17 protein-coding genes are annotated in these 17,820 nt (G+C 67.1%); 8 read left to right on the forward strand and 9 right to left on the reverse strand.

The genetic code is table 11. The features are described 5' to 3' along the window. Positions 1–4: 4 nt before the first annotated feature. Both AB0J62_RS20555 and AB0J62_RS20560 read right to left on the reverse strand, forming a co-directional pair. The gene (locus tag AB0J62_RS20555) at positions 5–1,657 is read right to left on the reverse strand and encodes a hypothetical protein (protein ID WP_363873021.1); all 1,653 of its coding nucleotides are present in this window, start codon (positions 1,655–1,657) and stop codon (positions 5–7) included. Between the two features lie 85 nt (positions 1,658–1,742). Beyond that, complete coding sequence (locus AB0J62_RS20560; protein WP_363873024.1) at positions 1,743–1,991, reverse strand: hypothetical protein; 249 nt, start codon at positions 1,989–1,991, stop codon at positions 1,743–1,745. A gap of 129 nt (positions 1,992–2,120) precedes the next feature. On the opposite strand from AB0J62_RS20560, the gene AB0J62_RS20565 reads away from it, so the two are divergent. Beyond that, entirely contained in the window at positions 2,121–3,923 is a 1,803-nt protein-coding gene (locus tag AB0J62_RS20565; protein ID WP_363873027.1) for a GAF domain-containing protein, read from the forward strand. Positions 3,924–3,926: 3 nt separating this feature from the next. Here AB0J62_RS20565 and AB0J62_RS20570 read toward each other — a convergent pair whose 3' ends face one another. Beyond that, complete coding sequence (locus AB0J62_RS20570) at positions 3,927–4,391, reverse strand: GNAT family N-acetyltransferase (protein ID WP_363873030.1); 465 nt, start codon at positions 4,389–4,391, stop codon at positions 3,927–3,929. Between the two features lie 131 nt (positions 4,392–4,522). Between AB0J62_RS20570 and AB0J62_RS20575 the strand changes: the two genes are divergently transcribed. Next, a complete protein-coding gene (locus tag AB0J62_RS20575; protein ID WP_363873033.1) occupies positions 4,523–5,086 on the forward strand; it encodes a DinB family protein in 564 nt (187 codons plus the stop codon). Here AB0J62_RS20575 and AB0J62_RS20580 read toward each other — a convergent pair. The 4 genes from AB0J62_RS20580 to AB0J62_RS20595 all read right to left on the reverse strand — a co-directional run bounded on the left by AB0J62_RS20580 (position 5,077) and on the right by AB0J62_RS20595 (position 10,113). After that, on the reverse strand, positions 5,077–6,831 hold the full coding sequence (locus AB0J62_RS20580) for an ABC transporter ATP-binding protein (protein ID WP_363873036.1): 1,755 nt from the start codon (positions 6,829–6,831) through the stop codon (positions 5,077–5,079). The genes AB0J62_RS20575 and AB0J62_RS20580 overlap by 10 nt on opposite strands. Then, entirely contained in the window at positions 6,824–8,626 is a 1,803-nt protein-coding gene (locus AB0J62_RS20585; protein WP_363873039.1) for an ABC transporter ATP-binding protein, read from the reverse strand. The genes AB0J62_RS20580 and AB0J62_RS20585 overlap by 8 nt, the downstream gene beginning before the upstream one ends. After that, positions 8,623–9,705: a sigma-70 family RNA polymerase sigma factor gene (locus tag AB0J62_RS20590; protein WP_363873042.1), complete on the reverse strand. Its 1,083-nt coding sequence runs from the start codon at positions 9,703–9,705 to the stop codon at positions 8,623–8,625. The genes AB0J62_RS20585 and AB0J62_RS20590 overlap by 4 nt, the downstream gene beginning before the upstream one ends. A gap of 69 nt (positions 9,706–9,774) precedes the next feature. Beyond that, positions 9,775–10,113, reverse strand: a complete 339-nt coding sequence (locus AB0J62_RS20595; RefSeq protein WP_363873045.1) for a hypothetical protein — start codon at positions 10,111–10,113, stop codon at positions 9,775–9,777. A gap of 208 nt (positions 10,114–10,321) precedes the next feature. Here AB0J62_RS20595 and AB0J62_RS20600 point away from each other — a divergent pair, with 208 nt between their 5' ends. Then, entirely contained in the window at positions 10,322–10,912 is a 591-nt protein-coding gene (locus AB0J62_RS20600; protein ID WP_363873048.1) for a DUF2278 family protein, read from the forward strand. On the opposite strand, the gene AB0J62_RS20605 is transcribed toward AB0J62_RS20600, so the two are convergent. After that, positions 10,901–12,595: a histidine kinase gene (locus AB0J62_RS20605; protein ID WP_363873051.1), complete on the reverse strand. Its 1,695-nt coding sequence runs from the start codon at positions 12,593–12,595 to the stop codon at positions 10,901–10,903. The two genes, AB0J62_RS20600 and AB0J62_RS20605, sit on opposite strands and share 12 nt — an antisense overlap. A 201-nt stretch (positions 12,596–12,796) precedes the next feature. Between AB0J62_RS20605 and dctP the strand changes: the two genes are divergently transcribed. From dctP to AB0J62_RS20625, 4 genes are read left to right on the forward strand one after another with little or no spacing between them, the layout of a single operon-like run. After that, positions 12,797–14,203, forward strand: a complete 1,407-nt coding sequence (dctP, locus tag AB0J62_RS20610) for a TRAP transporter substrate-binding protein DctP (protein ID WP_363873054.1) — start codon at positions 12,797–12,799, stop codon at positions 14,201–14,203. A gap of 8 nt (positions 14,204–14,211) precedes the next feature. Next, entirely contained in the window at positions 14,212–14,568 is a 357-nt protein-coding gene (locus AB0J62_RS20615) for a response regulator (RefSeq protein WP_363873057.1), read from the forward strand. A 5-nt stretch (positions 14,569–14,573) separates the two neighbouring features. After that, a complete protein-coding gene (locus tag AB0J62_RS20620) occupies positions 14,574–16,091 on the forward strand; it encodes an ATP-binding protein (RefSeq protein ID WP_363873060.1) in 1,518 nt (505 codons plus the stop codon). Then, positions 16,088–16,738, forward strand: a complete 651-nt coding sequence (locus AB0J62_RS20625) for a response regulator transcription factor (protein ID WP_363873063.1) — start codon at positions 16,088–16,090, stop codon at positions 16,736–16,738. Before AB0J62_RS20620 ends, AB0J62_RS20625 begins: the two co-directional genes overlap by 4 nt. A 50-nt stretch (positions 16,739–16,788) precedes the next feature. Here the strand turns inward: AB0J62_RS20625 and AB0J62_RS20630 are convergent, their stop codons facing one another. Then, positions 16,789–17,160: a hypothetical protein gene (locus tag AB0J62_RS20630; RefSeq protein ID WP_363873066.1), complete on the reverse strand. Its 372-nt coding sequence runs from the start codon at positions 17,158–17,160 to the stop codon at positions 16,789–16,791. Between the two features lie 220 nt (positions 17,161–17,380). Between AB0J62_RS20630 and trxA the strand changes: the two genes are divergently transcribed. Then, positions 17,381–17,806 carry a thioredoxin gene (gene trxA / locus AB0J62_RS20635; protein WP_363873069.1) on the forward strand — a complete coding sequence of 142 codons (426 nt, stop codon included), beginning with the start codon at positions 17,381–17,383 and terminating at the stop codon, positions 17,804–17,806. The last annotated feature ends 14 nt before the right edge of the window (positions 17,807–17,820 follow it).

The raw sequence follows: 17,820 nt of genomic DNA on the forward strand, positions 1-17,820 counted from the left end.
TGAATCAGGCGTCAGCGGGAGCGGGTCGTCCGGCCGGGCCGCCCTTGACGTAGCGCGCCGCGAACGCGGTCCGCTCGTCGTCGGACATCTCGTTCAGCAGCACGTTCGGGCTCGCCAGCGGCGGGCACTTGCGCAGGTGGTCGAGCGTCCACATCTTGCTCGGGTCCAGGTCGAGGTGCGGCTGCGCGACCATCGTCTTGCCGTCGTCGCGGACGAAGCCCATGTCGGAGACCACGTCGGCCCAGTTCCAGCCGTGGTACAGCGTCTCCCACTCGCGGTGGCCGATCAGCTTGCCCATGTTCGGCGTCTGCCGGCCCTGGTACGTCGGCCGGAACGCGGTCTCGTCGGTCCACTTGCACATCTCGTGGCAGTACGTCCGCCACTGGCCGTCGACCTTGGCCATCACCATGTCCTCGCGGACCAGGCAGGGGACCATGCAGGTCCAGCAGCGGTGCGGGTACTCGTAGTCGACGTCCTCGAAGACGATCGGCTTGTGCCCGTTCGGCGTGGACAGCCGGTTGTAGTTCTCCCACCAGGCGCCGTACTTGTCGTACCAGCCCGGGTACTTGTACTCGAACCACTCGAAGTCCTTGTCGGTCATCGGGTCGATCCGCCAGTAGTTGGCGAGCCAGCCGGTGGCGAAGAACTGGGCGACCTCGTGCACGTAGCCCTTGTTCCAGATCTGGTTCCAGGACTCCTCGATCAGGTCGTGCGGGATCTCGAGGCCGTACTTCTCCAGCGGCACGAGATAGCTGCGGTAGTAGTCGTCGTAGATCCAGCGGCGCCACATCTCCGCGTAGGACTCGCGGTCCTTGCGGCGGTCCTTGGTGCCGTACTCGATGAAGGTGCCGATCGCCGCGTCGACGACGCGGTGGTTGTTCCACCAGGCGTACCGCAGGTCGCGGGCGAGCAGCTGATGGTTGTCCTCGTCGGCGAGCGCCATCAGGAGCGTCGCGTAGCCGTTGCTGATGTGCCGGGACTCGTCGGACTGGACCGAGTGGAACACCGTCGGCAGGAGGTAGTCGCCGTTCGCGGCGGCTTCGGCCGGCATCGCGACGAACAGTGTGTTGGTGAAGGCGGTCTCGGCCACGATCGTCAGGTAGATGCTGGCCGCGGTGATCGCGTCACCGGTGATGAAGCCCTCGGCGAACTGGCGGCCGATGGTGCCGCAGTAGTCGCTCTGGAAGTCGCGCAGGCTGGAGTTGAAGCCCGCTGGGTCGATGTAGTTGTTCATGTACAGGCGCTTGAGGTTCTGCTGGATCGTCGAGTGCCTGACCTCGTCGATCATCTGGATGGCCTGCCCGTTGTGCAGTTCGGGGTTCGGCACGGTCCGGAACAGCAGCGGCATCGCCCGCGCGGCCGAGATCTCCGGCAGCGGGATGATGCTCAGGAACAGCTTCTGCCATTCCAGCCAGCGTTCCTGGACCTGGCGGAACATGTTGCCGCGGATCGCGCCGTCCGAGGCGCCGTACACCCGGTGGTCCTTCTCTTCCTGCATCGGGAAGTACGACCGCAGCACCTGCTTCAGGGGGTCTTTCTTCTGCGCCTTACGGAACGTGTAGTCCGTCCCGTACTGGGAGACCGGCTCGTGGTACGCCGGTTCCCATGACAATTCCTGGATCTTCTGGTGGGCCTTCGCCACGCTTTGGCGACTCATGGCTTTCCTCCCGCTCATGTGGCCGGCTGTGTGCTTGAAGTACATCGCCGCCACGAACGGGGTGAGGTCTCAAATTGAGAAGCGTTCAGGACTCGCCGAAGAAGGCCTCGCGCAGCTCGGCGAGCTGCTCCTGCTTCTGCTCCACGAGCCGGTGATCGCCCTGCGGATCGGGCTGGATGCCCAGGCAGCGCAGCAGTTCGGCGGCCGGCTCACCGGGGTGGCCGGTGGCGCCGAGAACGGGATGCAGACCGGCGTCGGCAAGGTGTTCGAACACGAGATGTACGACGGTCCACGGGTTGTAGGACTCCTGCTGGGGCGAGACATCGTTGTCCATGGAAACCTCCAGTCGTCTGTTCGAATCACATGCCCGCGCGGGGCGCCCGGTTGTCTCATTCTGAGACGTCACTTGTGTCGGGCTGCACTACTCTCGGAAGCAACGGGACATGACCTGGTGGGAGGCCCCGTGGACGAACTCGCTCCCTCGATGGAGGACAACCGGCGGGCCGCTGCGGCCCGGTTGAACTTCCTGACCCTCGATCCGGTCAAGCCGCAGGATGTCCGGCCGCCGATCCTTGCCTCCTGGGTACGGTCGCGGCGGTGGAAGCTGCCGGCCGACCGGATCACGCTGCCGTACGTCGCCGACCCCGACCTCGACATCCCGCTGACCCGCAGCGCGGCGCCCGTACTGCAGCAACTGCACCAGAACCTCGACGGCCAGCCGATCAGCGTGATCCTCACCGACCGGACCGGAATGGTCCTGGAGCGGCTGACCGCCGACACCAACCTGGCCCGCTACCTGGACAAGGTCTTCCTGGCGCCAGGATTCAGCTACGCCGAGGAGTTCGCCGGCACGAACGGCATCGGAACCGCGCTCGAGGGCGGTGGACCGATGCACGTGTTCGGGCACGAGCACTACGCCGAGGATCTCGAGGACCTCGCGTGCGCCGGCGTACCGATCAGGCATCCGGTGAACGGGAAGACGATCGGCGCGATCGACCTGACCTGCTGGCGCAAGGACGCCGGATCGCTGCTGATGGCGCTTGCCAAGACCACCGCGGAGAACATCCGGGGTGCTCTGCTGAAGGACAGCTCCGCACGGGAGCTCTCGCTGCTGCAGGCGTATCTGCAGAGCTCACGCCGGCTCGGTGACATGGTGATCGCGGTCGATGACGATCTGCTGCTGATGAACGCGAAGGCCGGTCAGTCGCTCGACGCGTCGGACCAGCGCGCCGTCCTCGGGTATGCGGCCGAGATGCTGGCCCGCGGTTCGACCGAGGCGATCGTGGCCGAGCTGCCGACCGGTTCCTGGGTCCGGATCATGTGCCGTCCGGTCACGTCCGGCGGCCGGGGAGGCGGCGGGATCATCCAGGTCAGCCCGCATTCGCCGGGTATCGGCATTCGTACGCCGGCCGCCGGGCATCGTCCTCCACCGCGTCCTGTTCTTCCCGGGCTCGTGGGTCGTAGTGCGCCGTGGCTCGGAAGCAGTCGCGAGGTGGACAACGCGTGCCGGGCCGGCCAATGGGTCGTGCTGACCGGCGAGCGGGGGACCGGCAAGGTCACGCTGGCGCGGGCTGCGCATCATCAGAACAACCCGGCCGGCTCGTTCCATGTTGTCGATGTCGCCCGGCTGGGTGACGGGTTCGCCGCCGAGTTGGAGTCCGAGCTGGCCGACGACTCGCTCCAGGCGTTGGTGATCCGGCACGTCGAGCGCCTGGACGCGAGCGGTGTCGATGCGACGATCGCGGCGCTGTACGACGTACTCGAACGCCGGCCGGCCGATCCGCCGTGGGTTGCGCTCACCCTCACGTCCGACGACGCGGACACGCCTGATCTCGGGGAATTGCTGTCGCTCTTCCCGTTGACCGTCGAGGTGCCGCCGCTGCGCCACCACATCGAGGATGTCCGCGAGCTCGTCCCGTACTTCCTCAACCAGCTGAGCCACGGCGAGCTGACGTGCGGGCCCGACGCCATGCAGCAGCTGATGCGTTTCGCTTGGCCGGGCAACACCGCCGAGTTGTGCCAGATGCTCAAGCAGGTCGTCGTACGGCGTCGTCGTACGGGAGTCATCACGCCCGCGGACCTGCCGGCCCGGGCGCAGGCGATCAGCCGCCGGAGCCTCAGCCAACTGGAGGCGCTCGAACGGGATGCGATTATTCGCAGCCTGATCGCCAACGACGGCCACAAGGGTCACGCTGCGAAGTCGCTCGGTATGTCCCGAGCTACCATCTACCGCAAGATCCACGACTACGGGATCCAGCCGCCGTAAGCCTCACACGGTGCGGGTGACGACCCAGCGGTGCGGGGAGATGGGCCGGGTGCGGGTGAAGCCGTGGTTCTCGAAGGCGGCCATGGGCCCGGTGTGAAGGAACGAGCCGGACACTTTGCGGTCGTCGGTCTCCTCGGGATAGCCCTCGACGACGCCTCCGCCGTACTGCGCGATCTGCGCCAGCGCACCGCCGAGGGCAGCGTTGGCCACACCGCGGCCGCGCAATCCTTTGCCGGTGAAGAAGCAGGTGATCCGCCAGTCGGGCAGTGTTGTCAGGCCCTTCTCGTACAGCCGGCGACTCTTCACCTCCGGCAGCTCCTCAGGCGACCCGAACTGGCACCACCCCAAACATTTCTCCCCGTCGAACACCAGCGCCGCATGCGTGTCGCCGGTTCGAACCCGCGCTTCCTTCTCCGCCCGATTCTGCTCCGCAGTCCGCCCCTTCCCGAGCTTCACATGAAACCCCATACACCAACACCCACCCCACACCCCGCCATTCGCCTCAACCAACTCAGCAAACCCCGCCCAGCTATCGGTATCCAACGCCCGCACAGAAAACCCCATCCCCACCACCTCCATCCACACCGTACTGTCCTGGAATGCCCATTGACTGGAACGCCGAGGTCGTCGATCAGATCGACACACACTGGCGGGAGCGGCTCCGGCCGCGCCTCGACGGCCTGACAAACGACGAGTACTTCTGGCAGCCCGTCCCCAACTGCTGGACGCTCAGCCGCCGGGGTGAAAGCACCGCGCCGATCTCGTTCGGCTCAGGCGAGTTCACCATGGACTACGCCGAGCCGCCCCACGACCCGGAACCCGTCACCACCATCGCCTGGCGCCTCGCCCACCTGATCGGCGGCTACGCCTCCACCAACGGCCAACGCTTCGGCCGCCCGCCCACCACCGTGTCAACCTTCGAGTACGCCGGGACCGCCGAGGAAGCCCTCGACCAACTCGACGTCCAGTACAACCACTGGCTGACCGGCGTCCGCAACCTCGGCACCTCCGGCCTCGCCGAGCCCCAAGGCGAACCCCCGGCCTTCGCCCACGCCCCCGTGGCCAAGCTGCTCCTCTACTCAAACGTAGAACTGATCCACCACGGCGCCGAAATCTCCCTCCTCCGCGACCTCTACCTGCACAAGGGCTTTGGTCAGCGGTAGGCGTTGGCTTGCAGGTGGTAGAGCTCGGCGTAGGTTCCGTCGGATTCGATCAGGTGCTGGTGATTGCCCGTTTCGAGGATTCTGCCGTTGGCCAGTACGACGATCAGGTCGGCCATGGTGACGGTGGAGAAGCGGTGGGAGATGAGCAGGGTCACGGTTCCCGCGCGCCGCGCCTGTCTGGCGATCTGCTCGAAGAGAGCGTGTTCGGTCGGTGGATCGAGTGCCGCGGTCGGCTCGTCGAAGATGACCACTGAGGGATGGTCGCGCATCAGCCCGCGAGCGAGTGCGAGTTTCTGCCACTGTCCGCCGGAGAGGTCGACGCCGTCCTCCCAGACCGAACCCAGTTGGGTGCCCAAACCGCGAGGAAGAATCGCGGGTACGTCGGTGGCGCCGGCTCGCTCCAGTGCCGCCAGCACGTTCTCGTCGGTGAGCCGGTCGAGGTCCGCGACGCCGACGGTCTCGCGGGCGAGGAACTCGAAGGTCGCGTAGTCCTGGTACGTCCCGCTCACTCGCTGCCACCACGCCGGGATGTCAGCCAGGTCGGTCCCGTCGACGGTGATCCTTCCACTGTCGGGCCGGTAGAAGCCGCTCAGAAGTTTGACCAGGCTCGTCTTTCCGGCACCGTTCTCACCGACCAACGCGACAACCGAACCAGCCGGCAACCGCAGCGAAACGTTGTCGATCACCGGCCGATCGCTGCCGGGATAGGCGAACGACACGTTGTCGAGCTGAATGCCCCGCGACAGTGCGGGACCAGCTCCGATTGTGGGTTGGTCGACAATTCGGGTCCGGTCCTGCAGCGCGACCAGCCGCGTCGCGACGCGCAGTACCCAGAAGAACTGGCCGAGATAGGCGACGCCATTGACGACAGCACCGCCCACCGACCCGGCGAGTCCGATCACCAGAACCACATCACCAGGCGTTGCCGTCCCGCGAACCGCATGCCAGATGATCAGCACGATCGCGCCCACAAACGCAGCGGCAGAGACGAGCGCGTCCAAGGACTCCAGTACCGCGGCCTTGCGATCCGCCGTCTTGCGTACGCCGATGATCCGATCGGAAACGCGGTGGTGACGCGCTCGAAGCTCCGCACCGACGCCGAAGATCCGCAGCTCCTTGCCCGAGTCCGCGCTGGTCGCGACGTCGAAGAGATGGCGCCGCAGCCGCTCCGGCTCACTCGTCGCCTCCTGCGCGGCAACCCGGAGATCTCGTGCGCGCCGGCTGATCACCAGCGACACGAGCGCAACCGCGACGAGAATCAGCAGAACCGGATCCACCCGAGCCAGCAACACCGAAGTGACGACCAGTACCGCCGCCGCGCGGAGGAGACCGGCAACCGCGTTGACCATGCTGCCCAGGCCGTCCCGTTCCTCGCGGACGCGCTGCACCTCGTCCAGGTACTCCGGTTGTTCGCGCTGCGCGAGCTCCGCCGTACCGAGGAGTTCCATCAGCCGTTTGTCGGCGAGCGCCTGCGCTCGTTCGATCACCGAGAACACGCAGTCCACATAGAAGAACAGCGCGACAATGAAGGTGCCTACGGCAACTGCCAGCAGCCCGGCGGCGAACAGACCGGTTTCCAGATCACCGGCGATCGCCGCGTCCACGAGCACCTTCGCGCCGTACGCACCGACCGGTCCGCTCAGCTCGAACACCACGCCGGTGATCAACTGCCAGATCGCCGCCCGCCGCGCGGCTTTGAACCCGAATCCGAGGGCGACCTGGACAGCCCTCCACGTCCTACGCATCCGCGAACCGTTCCGCCTGCAGCCGGAACATGTATGCATACCGGCCGTCCGCGGCGAGCAATTCGTCGTGACTGCCGTCCTCGACGATGCCGCCGTCCGACAGTACGACGATCCGCTCGGCCCGGCGTACGGTCGAGAACCGGTGCGAGATCACCACCGTTGTCAGCCCTGCGGTGAGTTCGAGGAACCGCTGGTACAGATCCGCTTCCGCCCGTACGTCGAGGGCAGCGGTCGGCTCGTCCAGGATCAGCACCTGGGCACCGGTTTCGACGGCGTAGAGCGCCCGGGCGAGCGCGATCCGTTGCCACTGTCCGCCCGACAGGTCGACGCCGTCCTGGTACTCCCGGGACAGAATCGTGTCCCATCCGTGGGGAAGGGACTCCACCAGGCCGACAGCCCCGGCCTTGGCCGCCACACTCGTCATCAGCTCGTCGGCACCGGACGCACCGAGCGCGACATTGTCGCGAGCCGATAGGTGATAGCGGGTGAAGTCCTGGAACAGCACCGCCACCTTCGACCGCCAGGCCGCCGGATCGAGGCCAGCCAGCGGCTGGCCGTCGACGGTGATGGTGCCCGCGGTCGGCTCGTACAAGCGGCACAGCAGCTTGACCAGAGTCGTCTTGCCGCTGCCGTTGTCACCGACGATCGCCAGCGATTGACCTGCCGCGATCGTGAGATCCAACGGCCCGAGGGCATTCCGCTGGGCGCCCGGATAGCGGAACCTGACGCCGGAGAAACGGATCTCGGCCCGCGGAGGGGGCGCACTCTCGCCCGAAGGGCCGTCGGCGACGAGCCGCCCGTCGAGCTCCAGCACCTTGGGCACGGAGACCGTGGCGAAGGCGAGGTGAGCATTGGCATCACTGAAGGCCGGATATCCGTTGGCCGCCGACAGCGCTTGAAGGTAGACGGCGAGAGCACCCAGTGCGAGGTCGCCGCGTGCGCCCGCGAATGCGAGCAGCCCGTAGGAGCCGACGTTCAGCAGGACAATCGTCGCGGTGATCGCGAGCACCAGGAGCAGCCGCGGCCGACGTACCCGCCAGACAGGAATCATCGAGGTCTGCCACGTCGATTCGAACCGGCCGATGAGCCAGTCGAGCATTCCCCACAGCCGCAGTTCCTTCGCGGTCCCAGGGGCAAAGGCAAGATCACGCAGGTACTCCGCGCGGCGCAGTGCTCGGCTCTGGCCGTACCCGAGCTGCCCGACGCGCACGTACTCGCGCTGCATCAAAAGGAACAGCAGCGGCCACGCGAGCAGCCAAGCCAACCCGAGCCACCAATGGAACGCTGACAGTACTGCGGCTGCGCCGAGCGCCTGTAGCGACGGCGCCAAGACCTCGGGCAACGCCTCCACGGCCCGGCTCGGCCTGCTCGACTCCAGGCCCAGTCCGCGAGCGATGCGGATGTCTGCCTGCACCGACGGGTCGTCCAGATGGCCGATGCCCGCCGGCCTGGCCACCGCGGCCATCACCACTTCTTGCAGGTAGCGATCGAGGTCGCGGCCCAGACCCCTCATCAGCAGGCGCAGCAGCGGCTGCACGATCCTTTGCAGCAGGATCAAGCCGGCGACCACGCCGAGCAGCCCCAACGTACGGCGGCCGGCACCGGAGCTGAATCCATCCTCGGCAGCCGCGGGGATCGACCCGATCAGCATCCCGGTGAAGACCGCGATCAGCACCGGCACAACCGCGGCGACCGACACCGCCGTACCCGCCACTCCTGACCGCACCGGCCCGAGCCGGACCACCAACCGGATCACGCCGACGATACCGCGGAGTGCCGAAAGGTCCCTGGTCACGAGCGATCGGCGCGGACGAGGCGCCACTCGTCGCAGGTCAGCAGCGCGTCGAACCGCGCGCGCGACGTCACGCTCTCGTACGTCGTGTGCACCGCCGGGACACCGTCGGCCTCGATCTCGACGTACCGGCTGCGGCGGATCCTGGGATGGTCCTTCCAGAACCGCATGCCCTCGGGCGAGAAGAGCGCCTGTGCATCAAGACTCGAGCTCATCAGGAATCCGCACTGCGGGCAGTCGACTCGCCTCGTATGCGTCCCGACCGGCGATCGGCCGCGCTCGAACGACACTGTGTGCTGATGCTCGGCGAGATGTTCGAACACATCGGTCCAGACGTCGTACGCGTTGGCTGCCGTCCTCCGGTAGAGGGCGCGGAATCCGGTGACGCCGTACGCGCGGGTGACGTGCACCGTTTCGTCGACCCCGTAATGCCACGCCTGGCAGTGCGCGCAGCGGAGGTCGAGCCGGCGCTCCGGCCCGGTGAACCTCCCCAGCCATCTGCTCGACCCGCAGCCCGGACACCAGATCGGGGTCTGCTGCCAGCCGCCGTCGGCCTCGTCGATCAGCCCGTGTGCGATCGCGTCGTCCTGGTACGTCGTGGTCAGAATCTTGCGCAACGCCAGCTTGCCCCGCTGCAACCGCATCTGGACCGCGCCCTCGCTCAGCCCGAGCCGTCGGGCCAGCTCGGCGATCGGCGTCTGCTCGACGAACCTGCGAACCAGCGCCTCACGCGTCTCGTCAGGCAACTCGTCCAGAGCGCGATCGAGCAGCTCAACCAGCTCCCGGCGCTCCAGCTCAGCCTCGATGTCCACGCTGCTCCCGGTCGCCTCGTCGTGGTCGGCGACCAACGCGAGACGCTCATGGTTGCTCAGCCGGCGCTTACACAGGGTTCCGAGGATGACGAAGACCCAACGATCGACACCGGCTGGATCGTAGATCCGGCTCCTCAGCCGCCAGGCCTCGTACAGCGCCTGCTGGGCGAGGTCCTCGGCAGCCTCGGCATCAACCCCGAGCCGCCGGGCACGCCCGACCAGCCGGGCCCGCAGACCCGGCAACAGTTCGTCCCACGACAGCGATGTCATACCTCTTCATCATGGAACAGCCCGCGGACCTCACGCACTTTTCCGGAAAACCGGCCACTGGTTGGCGACTTACACGCGGCGGGAGTGTTTCTTTGTGCGGTGGAGTTGCCAGGTGGGGAGGAGGAGTAGTTCGTCCTGGTTCGAGACGTCGTCGGGGTTGCTGCGGAGGTAGCGAATGGTGCCGTCGGAGTTGACCCGGACGCGGGGGCCCCGGGAGCCGTCGGCGCGGCGGACGAAGGCGCGGCCGGCGCCTCGGTCGAGCCAGCGGACGAAGTCGGCGAGCGACGACTCCTCCGGGTCGAGGCTGCCGGGGTCCCACCGCACGGCAGCGATGTGCTTGAGGTCGGGTTCGCCATTCAGCCCGACCGCGGTCACGTACAGGGTCGTGTAACTCGCCAAGCTGGCCATCGAACTGTTCCTTCGGCGTACGCGGAGAAGTCAGGGTTTCTCCACCTCGGAGGCTAGCCGCCGACCATCGCCTTGTGAAGTGAGTCTCAAAGGATGTCAAAATCCGTCATCGCGACTAGGTCAGGCTTACCTAACCACGGCATTCCCGTCGATGATGGCGGTGGAGACGTTGTCGCCCTGGTTGCCGAGACCTGACATCGGAGGAAACATGCCGCTCGCAAGCTATGGGGTCCTCGTCGGACGGTTGGTGCGGTTCGCGCGGGAGGATCCGAACGACTTCGGGTCCTGGTACCACGGGAAGATGTACGTCGCCGCGCCCGCGGGCGAGTACGAGGGCGCGGTCGACGTGTCGACGCCGAGCGGCATTCCTGTGGAGTATCGCGAGGTGCGCTACCTCGACGCGGAGCTGTTCGCCGCCACCGCCGCACTGCCTGACGGTTGGCACCTGCTCGACAGCACGCCGGACTCCGGCGCACTGGACTACGTCCGCTCAGCACTGCTGGGATCGTCGCAGTCCGGCTGGGTGGAGAGTACTGCGGACAACGCGCTGGACCTGCTCGAGCAACTCCTGAGCGGCTCGCGCCGCGTCTACGTCTACGGCGCGCCGTACGACGAGGGCCTCGGCGTACACGACATCCACTACAACCAGGGCGACCCACCCGGCGAGTTCCAGCACCTCGACGCCATCTGGCAGGACGGCGGCACCATCATCGAACAACCCAGCGGCGAACTCACCGCGTTCCTCACCAAGTTCAAACCCCAAGTCCTGACAACCGACGACAACGGCCTACCGCTCTGACCTCAGCGGCAGCCGCAGAATGACGTGACCCGGGCGGACCTCCAGCTTGCCGTCGACGGCGCTTATGCGGTCCGGGAGCTCGCCCAGGTCCAACCGCTCGGCCTCGACCTGGAGATCGAGCGAGAACCAGTCGTCCACCACGGCACCTGTCACGCAGGTGGCCCCTTGCCGCGCCACCTCAGCGACGAGCAGGTACGCGGTCGTCTCGAGCACATCCGGAAGTCGCCGTGCCGGCAGCTCACCGACGGTGAGATCGTCGGTCTCGCCCAGCGCCCGGAGGGCGGCCGACAAACCCTCGTCCTTGAGTACGACCGGAGACAGGCCGTGCGCGAGGGTTCGAAGATCCGCGATCGTTGCCCTGAGCTCCCGTTCGGCCGCGTCCAACTCGGTGGTCCCCGGTGGAAGTCGGGTCCGGGCCAGCCGCAACGCGAGCGACAATCCGACCAGGCGTTGCTGGGCACCGTCATGAAGATCCCGCTCCAGTCGCCGCCGTTCTTCGTCGCCTGCGGCAACTACCCGCAGCCCGGACGACCGAACCTCGGCCAACTGTGCCAGTGCCTCCGCCTGCAGCCGCTCGTTCTCGAGCCCCAGGTGTACTGCGGACACCAGATCACCGACTGCGCCCGGACCGTCGAACAGTCCGGGACGATGCACGAGTACGGCGAGATCGGCCCCGGCGTACCGCAGTGTCGTCGTTCGCCGATCGCGGTCGGCTGGGAACTGGACCGTACGCGCCATGGCGTCGACATAGCGGCTGCCGTCGTTGACCGGATAGGCAATGACGAGGTCCGGATCACCGAGACTGTCGGCCATCGCGTCCCGCAATCGCCCGGGTGACGCTGCCCGTCCCAGATCGACGACCAGACGAGTCAACGTCCGCTGCATCATCCGTGCCCTCGCGAGGTTGACCAGGACGGCGACGGCCAACAGGGACAGCGCGGTAGCCTGCGCCAACCAGAGAGTGCGATCGGTATCGCCCGTTCCGAGGAAGCCACGGTCCAGACTCGTCGCGTACGTGGCAACGATCAGAGCCAGGTAGCCGAGTGCGCACGTCGACACCAAGGCAATCGCTCGCCGGCCGGCCGTGCTGGCACTGACCACGCGCCACGCAACGGTGAGGAACGCGACGACCGACCAGGCGGTTCCTGCTCGTACGCCGAGCAGGTCGATCGCCGTCTGCGTACTTGGTCGGTCTGCGACCAGCCACAAGTTCGATGCACAGTCCGAGCAACCCTGTGATCCTGGGTCGAAGACTGTGGCGCTGGCCAATCCCTGGATCCCGACGGTGACTACGTATCCCAGCCCGACGACGATCCGGTTGCCCCAGGAGCGGAGCTGCCCGGACGGATACGTCAGTACGACGTGGGCGACTGCCGCCGGGCAGACGGCGTACAGCGCGAGGCCGATCGAGAAGACCGCGCTCGACGAAATGCCGGGGTTGTCCCATTCGGACAGGAACCACGCGCAGCCTGCGAGGTAAAGGCCGAGCGCGGTCCGGTTTCGCGGGCGTTTGAGCGACAGGGCAAGGCCGGCAACCATCAGGCCCCACCCGGTGACGAGCAGGGCCGTCGTACCGAAACTGGTCGTCAGCGCAAAAGACAATCCGGGATCCCCGTGCGCGATCGCCACGGTGAACAATCCGGCCGCGATTCCGGCACCGACCAGAACAAGCCGAACTGGCATACGCTGATTGTTCCAAGACATCGACCAATTGTCTGCGCAGAGAATCCCGACCGGCACAGGGCTTGCCCTCAGGCCGGCGGCGTAGGACCCAGGGCCAGCCCTGATGTGGGCCGCACCCGCCGTGCTTAGCGTCAACGGCATCGATTGGGGAGGTGCTCGATGCACAGGACTAAGTGCCGAAAGTGGGCGGCGACAGGTCTGGTGGCAGGACTGATCGTCGCCACGGCCGCGTGCGGGCCGCAGTCTCTGGACCGCGCCGGTGGGAATGCGGGCAAGGAGACCCAGGTCCTCACGTTCGCGCAGCCCAACGGGGAAGTCCCGGTCCAGTTGCAGACCTGGGCCGACAATGTGGCCCGGCGGTCGGGCGGAACGCTGCGCATCGAGTTCAAGAATGCCTGGCGTGACGGTGAAGCCGATTTCGAGACCGGAACGGTCCGGGATGTTCAGGAGCACAAGGTCGACATGGCGTGGGTCGGCGCGAGGGTGCTGGACAAGGTCGGTGTCACGAGCTTCCAGGCGCTGCTGGCGCCAATGCTCGTCGACAGCTACGACCTCGAGGCGAAGGTGTTCGAGGCGGGAATACCCGGGCAGATGCTGCAAGGTGTCGACGCGATCGACGTGGTCGGCATCGGCGTACTTCCAGGTCCGCTGCGCCGGGTGCTCGGCGTACGCAAACCGCTGGTGACTCCCGCGGCATTCGCGGGAACCACGGTTGCCATGCAGGACTCCGCGCTCACCGCGACCACGCTCAAAGCCTGGGGAGCGGACTCCAAGGCCGTTCCGAGCGGAGCCAAGCTCGACGGACTGGACGGCTACGAACAGCAGTTGGACTCGATCCTGGGCAACCGCTACGTGAAAACGGCACACTACGTGACAGCGAATGTGAACCTGTGGCCGAGGCCGCTGGTGTTACTGATGTCCAAGGACACCGACAAGTCGCTGGACGACAGTCAGCGGAAGACGCTGCGGGATGCGGTAGCTGATGGACTGTCACCGACGGTTGACGCGTTGCGGGCGGAGGACAAGACAGCCACGTCTTCGCTCTGCCAGGCTGGGATGAAGTTCCCCGTCGCGTCGACGGGCGACCTCGCGGAGCTACGCCGCGCCGTGCAGCCGGTGTACGACCAGCTCGGTACGAACGAGAAGACGAAGACCTGGCTTGCCGCGATCGAGAAACTGAAGACGACTGATGCCTCCGGCCCCGATGCGGCGACGTGTGTCGGGGGTGGCGGTGCGGGGCCGCAGACCGCCCTCGATGGCACCTACGAGCAGAAGTTGGTCGACGGCGCAGTAGTCGCGGCGTGCACCGGCACGGCACCGCCCAGATCTCCGGGCGACGAGGCAACCCTCATCTTGGAGCTGAAGAACGGGACCGTGACCCAGTCGGAGCGTCGTCCCGGCGTCGCCGAGGAGATCGGCTGGTCGGGCACTTTCCGGGTCTTCCGCGATCAGATCCAACTGATCGAGGACAGGTCGACCGGCAGCCGGATGACCGCGACGTGGACGTACGACGGCACCCGCTTGACGCTGACCCACCTGACCGGCGGCGAGTGCGGTGACGTCGGCGTCTGGACGACCCATCCCTGGGTCCGGGTCGCCGAGAGGTAGCCGATGCAATGAGTCGCACGCTGCTGATCGTCGACGATCACGCCGGATTCCGGGCACGCGCCAGGGCGCTGCTGGAGGCGGACGGGTACGTCGTGATCGGTGAGGCCGAGGACGGCGCATCCGGGGTTGCGGCGGCCCGCGCCCTGACCCCGGATCTCGTCCTGCTCGATGTGGCGCTCCCGGATATCGACGGTTTCCTGGTGTGCGAACGGATCATGCGGGACGGGCAGCCACCGCCGGTCGTCGTCCTGACGTCGAGCCGCGACATCTCGTCGTACCGGGAGCGGCTCGAGAAGAGCGAGGCACTCGGTTTCGTTGCCAAGAGCGACCTTTCGGGTGCCGCTCTGGAAGCGCTGGCGGGGTGAACGACATGATCATGCTGCTGAGCGACTCGGCTGTCGGGGTGGTGCTGCTCGGCTGCGGACTGGTCGCCTACAGGTCGGGGACCGGCCGGCGGGTCGGTCTGATCATGGTCGCGGCGGCGGGCTGCTGGTTCCTCGGGAACCTCGCCGCCCCGTTCGTCTTTTTGCATCGCGGGCCGCTGGTTCACCTCCACCTCTCCTATCCGACCGGTCGTCTTCGCCGCCCGATCGCGAAGGCGACCGTTGTCGTCGCGTACGCCGTTTCGTTGCTTGAGGCAATCTTCCGTACTCCGTGGCTGACGCTAGGGCTGGCCGCACTCGTTGCCATCGCCGCCGCGGATGTGTTCGCACGGACTTCCGGTCGAGCACGCAAAGCAGCCGGGCCGGCGTTGATCGCGGCGCTGGTGTTCGCCGGAGTGCTCGCCTTCAGCTGCGCCAATCTCCTGCTCGGCTGGGAGATCGACCGGTTCGTCCTCGTCGTGTACGACCTTGCGATCTGTTCGCTGGCCGCTGCCCTCACCGCCGACCTGCGTTCGGGCCGCTGGACCGACGCGACGCTGTCGGACCTGGTGACGCAGCTCGGCGGCGAGTCCGGCACGGGCGGATTGCGAGGGGAGTTGCAGGCGGCGCTGGGCGATCCGACGCTCGTGGTGGGCTACTGGGTGCCGCTTCAAGGCCTGTACGTCGATGAGCGTGGCGTGCCGCTGACATTGCCCGATGCGGAGGACGGGCGATCGGTCACGACGGTCACCGACGGAGGCGAGCCGGTCGCCGTACTCGTTCACGACGACGCAGCGCTTGACGACCGCAAGCTCGTCGCCGGGGTCAGCGCCGCCCTCAGCCTCGCCGTCGCGAATGCGCGGATGCGTGCCGAGGTCCAAGCGCGTGTTGCTGCACTTGCCGCGACCCGCCGGCGCATCGTTGAGGCTGCCGATGCCCAACGCCGAGCGCTGGAGTCGGAGTTGGCACTGGGCGCCGAACGTCGGCTCGGAGAGGTGGCCCGGCTGCTGACCGACGTACAGCGAGGGTCAGCGGCAGATGGACTGGCTGAGGTCGTGTCGGAGGTGGTGGCGGAGGTGCGGGGCGCGCAGACGGAGCTCCGTGAGTTCGCTCAAGGAGTGCGACCCTCGGCTCTTGGATCCGGGGGACTTGCCGCCGCGCTTCCCGTGCTTGCCGCCCGGGCGCCGATGCAGGTCGACCTGATGGTGTCGGTCGGTCGTCTTCCGCCTGCAGTCGAATCCTCCCTGTTCTTCGTGTGCTCGGAAGCCCTCACCAACATCGCCAAGCACGCCAAGGCGGCGTACGTCCAGATGAGCGTCCGGCCTTGCCCGGACGGGGTCGTCGCTACCGTGACCGACGACGGTGTGGGTGGTGCCGACCCACGGGGTTCTGGCCTGCGCGGGCTGGCGGACCGCGTCGAGGCTCTCGGCGGACAGTTCTCGGTAGGTGAGCGCTCCGGGGGCGGCACGCTGGTCGTGGCACGAGTTCCGGTCGAGGATGGACCGAACGGGAGGGTGATCGCGTGAAGGTCGTTATCGCTGACGACTCGATGCTCCTGCGCGAAGGAGTGGCTCGCCTGCTGTCTGATGCCGGGTGCGATGTCGTCGGTACGGCGGAGAACGCCGACCGGTTGATGCGCGAGGTCCAGCTGACCACCCCGGATGTCGCGATCGTCGACATCAAGATGCCGCCTACCCACACCGACGAAGGTATTGCCGCCGCACGCCTGCTCAGGGAACGACATCCTGGCCTTGGAGTTCTAGTGCTGTCGCAGTACCTCGAGTCGGAGTACGCCATGCGGTTGGTCACCGATGCCCCGGGGTACGTCGGCTATCTCCTCAAGGAGCGCGTGTCCGAGGTCGCCGTACTGGTGGATGCTCTGAACCGGCTGATCGACGGCGAGTGCGTGATCGACCCGACGATCGTGGCGCGACTGATGCGCCGACCACAACGCCGGGAGCCGCTGGACGCGCTGACTGCCCGCGAACGCGAGGTCCTCGGCCTGATGGCCGAGGGCCGCTCGAACGAGGCCATCGGATCCCAACTCACCATCGGCCCGAAAACGGTCGAGGCCCACATCCGCCAGATCATGCAAAAACTCAACCTTCCGGAGTCGCCCGACGACAACCGCCGGGTGCTGGCCGTGCTTTCATATCTGCGATCCACGACCTGACCCCAAAGAAGCGCCGTACCTGCGTCGGCCTCGCAGGTACGGCGGACTCTTCACCTGACCAGTGCGCCGCGACGCCGGACCAGCCACACCCCGGCGAGTGCGACGGCTGCCCCGCCGAGTGCGGATCCGCCTGCTTGGACGGCACCGATCGTGTTCCCGCTCGCCGATACGCCGGCCGGCTTCACCGGCGGACTGGAAACGGCAGGCGGGTCGAACTTGTACGCCGGGTACTTGTACTCCGGCGCCTGCTGCCCGAACCCGGGGTAGCCGGCTCCTTCGTCCGGCCAGTCGGGCGACCGGGACTGGTTGACCGACGGGGTGGGTCCCGAGGTCGTGAGCATGGCCGATGCTTCAGGCACGGCGAAGACGACGGTACCCAGTGCGCAGGCGGAGGCGGCGAGGACGGCGTAGCTGCGGTTCATGATTCCCTCCCATGCGGCGGACGCCCCGCCGCTGTAGTGGTGATGCCTTCAGACTCCGCCGCTCCGAAGGCCCCGACATCAGGGCCACCCTGGGTCTCCACACACTCCACATGAGGGCCAGCACCTAGCCCCGCGTCAGCCGATCGCCTTCAGATCGAGTCCGATGCCGGACGGGGCCAGGAGAGTCAACCCGCGGTGCGGGTGGGGTGGAGAATGGGGTATGGCTGAAATCGTGTCGTGTCCGCACTGCGGGCAGAAGAACCGCGTTCAGGCGACCGGCGATGGGAAACCGGTGTGCGGTAACTGCGGCAAGCCGTTGCCCTGGATGGTGCATGCGGGTGACAAGGACTTTGCCGAGGTTGTCGAGATGTCGAACACCCCGGTGCTGGTCGACGTGTGGGCGCCGTGGTGTGGGCCGTGCCGGATGGTCAGCCCGGTGCTCGAGAAGCTCGCCACCGAGAAGGCCGGCCAGATCAAGCTGGTGAAGATCAACGCCGACGAGGCGCCCGACATCTCGCGCCACTTCGACATCCGGTCGATCCCCACGCTGATGGTCTTCCGCCAGGGCAAACCAGTTGCCACGCACATCGGCGCCGCGCCGGCCGCCGTCCTCGGCCCCTGGCTGGACGATGCCCTCAGCAAGTAACCGATCACCGGGGC

It is taken from the genome of Kribbella sp. NPDC049584, assembly GCF_040675555.1.
Taxonomy (GTDB): Bacteria; Actinomycetota; Actinomycetes; order Propionibacteriales; family Kribbellaceae; genus Kribbella.